Annotated in this window: 6 protein-coding genes; 5 read left to right on the forward strand and 1 reads right to left on the reverse strand. The window is 65.6% G+C overall.

The features are described 5' to 3' along the window. The 5 genes from VLJ37_05790 to VLJ37_05810 form a co-directional block, all read left to right on the forward strand. Positions 1–4,344 (forward strand): hypothetical protein (locus tag VLJ37_05790; GenBank protein ID HSA59179.1); only part of this gene is annotated, 4,344 nt, incomplete at its 5' end. A 112-nt stretch (positions 4,345–4,456) separates the two neighbouring features. Next, on the forward strand, positions 4,457–5,014 hold the full coding sequence (locus VLJ37_05795) for a hypothetical protein (protein ID HSA59180.1): 558 nt from the start codon (positions 4,457–4,459) through the stop codon (positions 5,012–5,014). 102 nt (positions 5,015–5,116) lie between these two features. Next, positions 5,117–7,459: an ATP-binding protein gene (locus VLJ37_05800; protein ID HSA59181.1), complete on the forward strand. Its 2,343-nt coding sequence runs from the start codon at positions 5,117–5,119 to the stop codon at positions 7,457–7,459. Positions 7,460–7,533: 74 nt separating this feature from the next. Beyond that, positions 7,534–8,304 carry a PEP-CTERM/exosortase system-associated acyltransferase gene (locus VLJ37_05805; GenBank protein HSA59182.1) on the forward strand — a complete coding sequence of 257 codons (771 nt, stop codon included), beginning with the start codon at positions 7,534–7,536 and terminating at the stop codon, positions 8,302–8,304. Further along, positions 8,301–10,271 (forward strand): ThiF family adenylyltransferase, encoded by a 1,971-nt coding sequence (locus VLJ37_05810; protein ID HSA59183.1) that lies wholly within the window; start codon positions 8,301–8,303, stop codon positions 10,269–10,271. Before VLJ37_05805 ends, VLJ37_05810 begins: the two co-directional genes overlap by 4 nt. Here the strand turns inward: VLJ37_05810 and VLJ37_05815 are convergent. Next, positions 10,244–10,977, reverse strand: a 734-nt coding sequence (locus VLJ37_05815; protein HSA59184.1) for a uroporphyrinogen-III synthase, incomplete at its 5' end; no start/stop codon positions are given. The genes VLJ37_05810 and VLJ37_05815 overlap by 28 nt on opposite strands.

The raw sequence follows: 10,977 nt of genomic DNA on the forward strand, positions 1-10,977 counted from the left end.
GATACCGCCGCGCTCGACGCCCGTGTCACCGTCAATGAAACCGCCATCACCACCAAGCTCGATGCGAGCCCGACCGGCGATTACGCCTTCAACAGCCTGACCGCGGCGACTGCCGTCAACGTCACCGGCGCAAACGGCGACGCCACGTCCGTCAAGGCGGCCGCGGCCGAATACTCCTCCGCCGTCGGATCCAGCAAGACCTCCGCCACGACCCTCGAATACAAGGACGCCGGGGGCGCCCTCACCTACGCCTACGACTCCCTCAGCAACAAGGCCACGTACACGGAGCCCTCGACGGGCGCCCTTTTCTCGCACAATCCGCATGGTGGAACCGTCAAGGACGCCACCGGATCCTCTGAAATCTCCGTCCCCGGCCTCCTCGTCAAGGACGGCCAGGGCAACCAAGTCGCCGCGTACAAGGACACCGGAGTCGAACTCTCGGCCGCCGACGGCAACGGGGGCAGCCTGAAGTCCATCGCCATCCCGAGCCTCTTGAAGTTGTCCAAATTGGACGCCGGCGGCAACCTCATCCAAGAATCCACCTACGGCGTCGACGGGGCCAAGGTGGCCGGGACGATCGAGACCACGGGTCCCAACGGGGGCATCAAGTTCCCCGACGGGTCGGTGCAGACGAAGGCCGCGGACACCGCCGCGGTGCAGGCCAGCATCGACGCCGAGATCACCCGGAGCACGGCCGCCGACGCCGCCTTCGACGGCCGCCTGACAACGGATGAAACCAGCATCGCGACAAACACGACCGAGATCGGCATCATCAAGACGGTCAACACCACCCAGGACGCCAACATCGCGGCAAACACGGCTGAGATCGGCATCATCAAGACTGTCAACACCACCCAGGATGCCAACATTGCGGCAAACACGGCCGACATCGTCGCCGAGACCAACGCGCGCACGGCCGCCGATACAAACCTCCAAGGCCAGATCGCCACCAAGCTCGATGCAACGGCTCCGGCCGGCGGCGACATGACGGGGACCTTCGGCAACCTGCAACTGGTTTCCGGCATCGTCGACCCGAGCGATATCGCCTCAAACGGCGACTTCACCATGAACAGCGTCTCCGCGACGAACGCCGCCGGAACGACAGCGGTGAGCTCCACCGGCGTCGCCGTCACCACCGCCTTCGGCATCCCGCCGGCGGAAGTGATTTCATACAAGGCGGCGGGCAAGTTCCCCACGGATCCGCTGTTCCCCTACTTCACGGTCACGGGAACCGGCCGGGTCGGCGTCCAGACGGACGCCCCCACGGCCATGGTCGACATCCTGGGCTTTGCGGGGGACCTCGTCCCGGCCTTCGCGGTGCGCAGCGACAACCAGGGCGTCAGCACGGATCTCTTCAAGATCTCTTCCACGGGCGACGTCGACATGGGGAACGCCACTTCCTACGTCTCGGTGGGCGGGCCCTTCCTCGACATCAACTCGCGGGTCGGGGCACACGACCCGGCGGCGGCCAAGGGCTTCATCGTCTCCACGGGCAACAACAAGCAGACGGATTCGAGCTACATCTGGCAGGTCGAAGGAAGCGTGGACGGCTCCGCCATCCCGCAGATCGACGGGTTCGCCGCGGTCCGTCAACCTCCGCTCTTCGGGCCCAAGGTCCTGACCACCATCGCCGCGGCGGACGGCATGGCGCCCTACCATGCGGCCACCAAGGGCCAGTTGGACGCCGCCCTGGCCGGCGTGGCGACCAAAACCTATGTCGACAGCCAGGACGCCGCCACCCTCGCCTCCGCCGCCACGTACACGGACGCGGGTGTCTTCAGCGCTAAGGCGTACACCGACACGTCGGCCACAGCCGTCCGCCAGGAGTTCGCGGACGCCGATGCCGCCGTGACCCTCGCCTACAAGGCCGCGGATACGGCGAACCTCACCGCCGCCAACGGGTACACCGACCAGACGGCCGCCAACCTGACCCTCGCCTACAAGGCCGAGGATGCGGCGAACCTCGCCGCCGCGAACGCGCACACCGACACGTCGGTCGCCAACCTCCAAGGCCAGATCGACGGCAAGGTCTCGAATGTGACCACGACCAGCGGACTGAACGTGGTGCGGACGGGGGACGACGTGTCGATCGACCTGAACGCCACGGCCGGACCCGGCCTGGTGTTAAGGACTGCCCCGGTGCCCTCGACGGAGGTCTCGTTCGAGGTCCAGTCGGGGTTCGGCTCGGGCATCGCCGTCGGCCCCGACAACATCTCTCTCGATCTGACCACGACGGGAGTCGGGGCCGGCCTCACCATCCGGCCGAGCGTCAACTCGACCAACCAGACGATCGAACTGGCCCTGACCGCCGGCAACGGCCTGACGGAGAGACAGAGCGTCAATGGCGCGGACCGGACGTATGAGGTCGGTGGGACCCTGACCGGCGACCTGACCTTCAACGAGGCCGGGTACAAGACGAGCTTCCTGGGCGGCGAGCACGTGTTCAGCACGACCGCGAGCGCCGGGGGCGGGACTCTCCTCGGCGGCACGCGGATGGAACTCAAGAACCAGAACGCCGACCCGGATCAAATCCAAGTGGCCGCCTTGGTCTCCAACGTGGAGAACGGGATCGTTGATATCGCCAACACGGAGGCCGGGCTCGCCGTGATCAACGAGGACGCAGACCCCCAGGGCACCGGGGTTTTTGTCGGCGGCCTCCCCGGCTCGACCGCCGGGCCGTGGGACACCGGCATCAGCATGGAGAACGTCACGAGGGGCATGAGCATCCGGTCCACTCTGGAAGGCATCAACATCGAGGCCAAGGGCGCCATGACGACCGGCCTGAAGATCCGGACCGACGGCCAGGCCAACAGCAGCATCCTGACCGGCATCGACCTCACGAGCCCCATGTTCAACGCCGTGGACTTCGGCGGCAACCCCATCCGGGTCAATGGCACGCGTTACACCGCGCAGCAATTCGCCAATGCCCTAGCGGGCGGCGTCACGAGCGTAACGGGCGGCAGCGGCATCCTGGTCACGCCGGCCTCGGGCACGGGAGACGTGGGCCTCAGGGCCCTCACCGGAGCCGGACTCGGGATCGATCTCAACAACGCCGTCGGAATCACGGCCGACGCCGTCACCACCGACATGATCGCCAATGGCACGATCACCGGCGCGGACGTCGGAACCTTCGCCCTGACGGGCGCCAACATCAAGCCGAACTCTCTCGATGGCAGCCAGCTGATGGCATCCAGCATCACGACTGACAAGATCGCCTTCCAGACGATCACCGCCGACAACATCGCGCTCAACACTCTGACGGGCGATCAAATCAAACTGAATTCCGTCTCGGCGGGCGTCCTGACCGACCTTTCCATCGGGACCTCCAAGTTGAACGACAGCGCGGTGACGAGCGCCAAGATCGCGGACGGCAACGTGACAAACGCCGACCTCGCCGCCAACGCGGTCACCGGAATCAATATCGCCGCCGGCGCCGTCGATACCGCCAAGATCGCGGACCAGACGATCACCGGGGCCGACGTCGCGCTCTTCACCTTGACCGGCGATAACATCAAGTTCGGCACGCTCTTGGGCGCCCACCTGGCCGTAAACACCATCGGGACAGCCAATCTGGCCGACGACACCGTCACCTCGATCAAGATCGCCGATGGAAACGTCAGCGCGGTCGACATGGCCCAGAACACCCTCGACTTCGCCCAGATCGCCGACGTTCTGACCGTCGACGGGCAGGGCCTGCTGATCAAAACCGGCGGACCCACGGGCGGACAGGTCGCCCTCGACATCAATAACACGACCGGCTTCGTCGGGATCGGGACGGCGGCGCCGGATTCGCTCCTGCACGTAAAGAATCCGTCGGATGACGGCGCCATTGTCCGCATCGGCGGCAATTCAACTGTATTGATAGAAAAGAAGATACGATTCGGCGACGGTAACTTCGTGGAGATCGGCGAGACGACCACGGACGACACTCTCGAGATCAAGGGAACCCGAGTCTATATGAACGCCGCGGGTGGCGTCGGGATCGGGACAGCGAGCCCGACTCAGAAACTCACGATCAGCGGCGGCCATATCCGCGCGGCCGACGCGCCACCGGTCTTTAGCACCTGCGGAGCCGGCTCCGGCAGCGTCGACCCGACGTCGTCCTCCGTCGCCGGAACCGTCTCGTTGACAGCGGCTGCGACCGCTCGAACCTGTACGTTCACATGGGCGGCCGGAACGGGCTATTCACAAACACCCCATTGTGTGGCGTCGATCTCCAGCGTGCCCAACGGAACGGCGGCGACCCCGTTCGCCTTCATGCCTTCGACAGCGGGCTTCAACCTGTTCACAACCGCGACAAACGTGGGTCAGTCGTTCTCGTATATGTGCTTTACGTCGAACTAGGCAGTACCTCAGCGAAACGATCCAGACACGCCCGCCGCGAGGGAGGCGGGCGTGTCTTTCGTTCCCATCCGTCCCAAAACATGGTAAACATTCGTTTCAATAAGGAGATCCTATGCGACGAATCGTAGGCGGTCTGTTGATCGGCGCCGCGCTCTGGGCGTCGGGCTGCGGCGGGGCGCAAGGGAACAAGGGCTCGTGGAAGGCCGTCTTCCTCACCAGCGGCCAGGTCTATTACGGCAAGCTGACCCAGAACCAAGGCCAGTTCTACAAGCTCCAAGACGTCTACTACATCCGCGTGAACCAGCAGCAGGAGGACAAGACGAAGCCGCCCGACCTCACCCTCGTGAAGCTCGGCAACGAGGTCCACGGGCCGGAGGACGCGATCTACCTCAACCGCGACCACATCCTCTACATCGAGGACCTGAAGGAGGACGGCCAGGTCGTGAAGGCCATCGCCGACGCGAAGGCGGCCGGCACGACGCCGGCCGTGGCCGGCACCCCCCCCGCCCCGGACGCAACCCCGGGGACTCCCGCCGTGGCGGCGACGGGAACGCCGGCCTCCGTGTCGCCTCAAGGCGCCTCGGCCCTTCCGCCGGATAAGGAGGAGGAGTTCCGCCAGTTCCAGGAGTTCCTCAAGTCCAAGAAGGCCCAGGAAGAAAAGAAAAAATAGACCGATCCCCGCGCCTGGCAGGAATCCCACTTGTCTCCTGTCCCAAAATGACGCAACTTCCCGCTGCGACTTGCGAAGAGAGTCCGCAAACATCGGGAAACCATGTCGATTCAGTCTTTCGCGTTGAACCAGTTGGTGAGCGGCCTGGCCATTGCGACCGCGCAATTCCAGCAAGGCCAGACGGCCTCCGCCATCTTTTCCGGATTCCAGCCCTATCTCCCCGCCGGTGACGCCGATCCGGACTTGAGCCCGGCCGTCGAGCCGTTGCGCCGACTGTACCCGGTCAACGGTCATTCCGAGCCCCGCCCGCCGGAGCCGGAGCCCCACGTCCTGGTCCGCGCCTTCTTCGAGTCCGCGCGCGAGCTGCACGAAATCACCCGGGCGAGCCACCCGCCGGTCTCCCGGTGGGCCGACAACGTCCGGCAGATCTGGCAACGAGGGCTCTCCGAGCCCCCCCGGGCGGAGGCCTCCGCCGCCCTGGCCCTCGGCCCTCAAGTCGAAGACGTTCACCTGGTGGAATGGCTCCGCCGTTTCGTCGAATTCTCCCCGGAGCCCATGGGCGTGGTGAAGTGCCATCCCGACGGAATGGCCGAGATGGTCCTGTTCAACCGAAAGAACCGGGAACGCTGGGCCTTGGACGAAAAGGACTTGGTCGGCGTCAGCGTCCTGCGCTTCTTTTACCCCGAGGACCACGACATGGTGCGCGCCTTCATCCGCGAATGCCTGGAATCGGGCAACGCCTCGCGGACGGGCGTGAGGATGCTCCGCAGCGCCGGGGGGCATCTGCTGGTGGACATGTACGTCGGCCGCGTGGACGCCACCGAGTACGCCTACTTCCAGGTCATCGACGAAACGCAGCGCGAGGAGGCGTTCGAACAGGCGCGCATCCGCGACGCCGTCTTCCGCAACGCGCAAAAGCCCCTCCTCATGCTCAGCTTCGGCGAGGACGGCGTCCCCTCCGGAATGGTGACGAGCGCGGGATTCGACCGGATGCTCGGGTACGAGCCCGGCGAGATCGGCGTGAAGCCGGTGATCGACTTCATCCCCAGGCACCTGCGCGCCGCCTTCGCGAAACGGTTGCAGCGGTTTTTGGAGACCGGAACCCTGACCTGGCCGGCGGTGGAGCTCGTGGCCAAGGACGGATCGACCGTCCTCGTGGACATCGAGGCCAAGGACAGCGGCGTCAAGGGCAAGCGTTTCGCCATCGCCTCCTTCGGAGACGCCAAGGCCCGGATCGCCGCGGAGCGGGACGCGGCCGAGGCGCAAAAGCTCGAAGTCATCTCCAGCGTGACGGCCGGAACCGCCCACGACATCAACAACATCGCCACCATCCTCATGGGCGGTCTGGACCTGCTCCGCATGAAATACCCGGACGACGACTTTCTGGACGAGATGATCGCGAAGGTGGGCATGCTGAGCGGCATGGCCAACGGTTTCCGGAGGCTCACGGACACCGTCCACCGCGAGGGCGGCATCGACCTTCACTCGATCCTCAAGGAATCCGACATCCGCCACGCGACCCTCAAGGCCCGGGACGTCCAGATTCATTTTGAGCTCGCGGAGGACCCGTGGCTGGTCGCCGGGCCCAACTTCACCGTCTGGCAGATCGTCTTCAACCTCATCAAGAACGCGGTCGAGGCGATGGAAAAATCGGACGTCAAGACCCTGACGGTCCGGACCGAGAACGTCGAGATCCTTGACGAGGCGGCCGTTCGGCGCGTCGATCCGGAGAACCTCTACCCGGACGCGCGTCCCGGAGAGTTCCTCAGAATCACCGTCGAGGACACCGGGCCCGGCATCCCGCGGGAGATCCTCCATCGGATTTTCGAGGATTACTTTTCGACCAAGACCGACCCGGACGTAAACCGCGGGCGCGGACTCTCCACGACGCGACTGACCGTCGCCAAGCGCGGCGGGGTTCTGACCGTCCGGTCGGAGGTGGGACGGGGCACGGTCTTCGACATGTACCTGCCCCGCACGGAGCCCCGGACCCCGACGCCGCTGCCGTCCGCGGCCGGCGGGGCCATCCTGCCCGACGAACGCCTGGTCAGCCCGGGCAATGAAGTCATCCTCGTGGCGGACGACGACGCGGGCATCCGCAATCAGTTCCAGCGGATCCTGAATTTCTACCGCTATCCGGAGGTCATTTTTGCCGAAACCATGGACCGGGTCCTCGAAATCGCCCGAGAGCGCCCGGACCTGACCGCCGTCGTCATGGACTGGCGCATGCCGGGGATGACCGGCGACGAGCTCTTGCGCGAGCTTCACGCTCTCAACCCCCGCCTGCCCATCCTGGTCAACACGGGCCTCATCCCCAGTCACGAAAGCCCGTACCGGAACGTCCAGTTCGTCCAGAAACTGACCGGAGCCACCCGCGTCGCAAGCGCCCTGAGGAGGCTGATCCAGGGCCAACCGATCCTCGACAGCGAAACCCGCCGCCGCTGACCGAAACGAAGAATCCTTAAGAATTTCAAGCTTTTCCCTTTGAAGATCGGATATTTTCGGCTATATTAGCGCGCGTGGATACGGCCTCGCTTGCGGAGCATTTTCACCAGTTCTTCAACCTGAACCTGGCCTCGACCGACGCCCTCCTCGCGGATGTCCAGCGGCTCCGGTACCGCGTCTATTGCGAAGAGTTCGGCTACGAGGACAAGTCGCGCTTTCCCGACAGGCGCGAACGGGACGACTACGACGGCATCGCCACCCACGCCCTGATCACGCACAAGGCCACCGGAAGGGCCGTCGCGAGCGTGAGACTCATCCCCGCCACCGCGGCGAAACTCCTGCCCTTCGAGAAGAATTGCGCCCGGAGTTACGACGAAAACCTCGTCGCCGCCATGCCGCGGTCGACGATGTGCGAAATCAGCCGTCTTTCCGTGGACCCGTTCTTCCGCCGGCGGCCCGGCGAGGCCACGTCCCTCTTCGGAAATTATCAGAACATCGACCTGTCCCCCAAGGAGAGGCGACTCCTGCCGTTCATCGGCATCTCCCTCCTGCTGGCCGGCACGGCGCTCACCTTCCTGACGGACCGGAGAAACATCTTCGCGCTGATGGAACCGTTCCTCCCGAGGGCGATGGTGCCGATCGGCATCGAGTTTCTTCAGATCGGACGGACCATCGAATATCACGGCACGCGCGCCCTCTACCATGTGCGGAGCGAATCGGTTTACGAGAAGATGAAACCCGAGCTCAAGGAGCTGTTCTTTTCCCTCTACAACGACCTCAAACCCCACTTCAGGGCGGCGGCGGCGGAGACCCTGTTCGGCACCCTCGGGATGCAAGCCCCATGAGCGGGTTCGACTTCGACCTCGCCTTTTCAAGGAACCTGGGTTGGTTCACGGAGCAGGACCGGGCCGTGCTCCGTCAAAAGCGGGTCGCCATCGCGGGCCTCGGCGGCGTGGGCGGCGTCCATCTCCTGACCCTCACCCGCTTGGGTCTGGGGGCCTTCACCCTCGCGGACCCCGACGTCTTCGAGCTCGCCAATTTCAACCGCCAGGCCGGGGCGAGCTTAAGCCACCTGGGGCGGAAGAAGGTGGAGGCGATGGCGGCGATGGCCCGGGACATCAATCCCGAGCTCGACCTCCGGACCTTTCCGGAGGGCGTCGACGAGGCAAACGCCGACGAGTTTCTCAAGGACGCGGATATTTACGTCGACGGGCTGGATTTCTTCGCCCTGGACGCCCGCCGGCTGGTGTTCCGCAAGTGCGCCGAAAAGGGGATCCCGGCCGTCACCGCGGCCCCGATCGGCATGGGGAGCGCCCTGCTCAACTTCCTCCCCGGGGGCATGACGTTCGAGGACTATTTCCGTTTCCGGGGACGCGACCCGGGCGACGACCTGATCCGTTTTCTCGTGGGCCTGTCGCCGCGCATGCTGCACGCGCCCTATCTGGTGGACGACACGCGGACCGACTTCCGGGCCCAGCGCGTGCCCTCGACGTCCATCGGCTGCGAGCTGAGCGCGGGTTTGGCCGCCGCGCACGCCGTCAAGATCCTGCTCCAGCGGGGCGGCGTCCCCGCGGCCCCGCGCGGCGTCCATCTTGACGCCTACCGCAGCCGCCTGGTGCGGACCTGGCGGCCATGGGGGAACGCCAATCCCGTTCAACGAATCGCCATCGCCCTGGCCCGGAGAAGACTCCTCTCGAGCTCAAGGGCCGCCAAGCCGCCCGAGGAGACGGCGCCTCCCGGCACGCCGGCCGAACGCGTGATCGAGCTCGCGCGATGGTCCCCCAGCGGCGACAATCTCCAGCAGTGGCGGTTCGAACGGAACGGCGAACGGGGGTTCCGGATCTACGGCGACAACCACAGCCGCGACGTCTACTTTTTGAACGACTGGCCCAAACTCCTCGCGCTCGGCGGACTCCTGGAGACGGTCGCGATCGCCGCCACGGGCGAGGGACTCAAGGCCGAGTTCGCACGGCCCGCCGGGACCGGCGATACGGACCGGGAGATCGTCCGCGAGGTCACTCTCGTCCCGGACGGCGGCCGGCCCCCGAGCCCCCTCCTGCCCTTCATCCGTTCCCGGACGACGCAGAGGCGGTCGATGTCCCGCCGCGGTCTCTCGCCGGGCCACAGAAGGGTTCTGGAGGAGGCCGTCCGCCCCTACCGGATCCTCTGGATCGAAGACCCGCGCCGGCGTTGGGAGATGGCGCGCCTGGCCTCGCAATACGCAAGGATCCGGCTCACGATCCCCGAGGCCTATGAGGTTCACAAGAAGGTCATCGAATGGGGGCAGCGTTTCAGCACCGACCGGATCCCGGATCAGGCGATCGGGCTGGATCCGATGGCGCTCAAGCTCATGCGTTGGGCGATGAAGAGCTGGGCGCGCGTCCGTTTCATGAACAAGTACCTCGCGGGGACCCTGCTGCCCCGGATCCAATTGGAGCTCATCCCCGGCCGGAATTGCGCCGCCTATGCCGCCCTCCTGGCGCCCGGCCCCATGAACGGGCCCTCCGATTACCTGGACGCCGGACGCGCGATGCAGCGCTTTTGGCTGACGGCCACCCGGCTCGGGCTGCAGCTGCAACCCCAGATGGCGCCGCTCATCTTTGATTCCTACGCGAGGGAAAAGATCGCATTCACCGCCGACCAGGCGGCGATCCGCAAGACCGCCTCCCTTTCGCCGCGGCTGCGCGCCGTCCTCGGCGAGGACAACTATCCGGTGACGGCCTTCCTCGCCCGGCTTGGGTGGGGGACTTCTCCCGTCTCCCGCAGCCTGAGAAAGCCCCTCTCTCAGCTCCTGGAGACGCCGCGGAAGTAGGCGACGACGGCTTCGACCAGGTCGGGCATCGTGGATTTTTTGGGGACGACGGCGACGTTCAGCCCCAGCGCCTTGGCCGTCTTGGCGGTGACCGGACCGATGCAGGCGACCGGAACCTCCCCCGGAGCCCCCTCCTTAATAAGGAGGGGGTTGGGGGAGGTCATTTTCACAAAATTTTCGACCGTGAGCGAACTGGCGAAGACGATCATGTCGGCCTGATCGTGTAGGGGTTTGGCGCGCCAAACCCCTACGCGGGGGACGCCGGACCGATAAGCCTCCGCCACCCTCACCCTCGCACCGGCCTTCTTGAGTGCCTCGCGGAGCGCCTCGCTCGCCTTTCTCGCCTGAACCAGGAGAATCTCTTTCCCGCGGACACCCGCCTTGATCATCTTGCGGGCCAGCCCCTCGCCGCGAAATTCATCGGCCACGAGGTCGGGCTTCAGCCCCCGCTCGGCGATCGGACGCGCCGTGGCCGGGCCGACGGCGGCGATCTTCACGCCGTGGAGGTGCCGCAGGTCCCTTCCCGACTTCCGGAGCCTCTGGAAAAAAGAATCGACGCCGTTGGCGCTCGTAAAGGCGATCCAGTCGTATTGGGGCAAACGCTTGACGGCCGCATCGAGCCCCTTCCAACTCGACGGCGGGCGGATCTCGATGGTGGGCATCTCGAGGACTTCCGCCCCCTGCTCATCGAGAAGGCGCGAGAGCT

Source organism: bacterium (genome assembly GCA_035454885.1).
In the GTDB taxonomy this organism is placed as follows: Bacteria; UBA10199; UBA10199; order JACPAL01.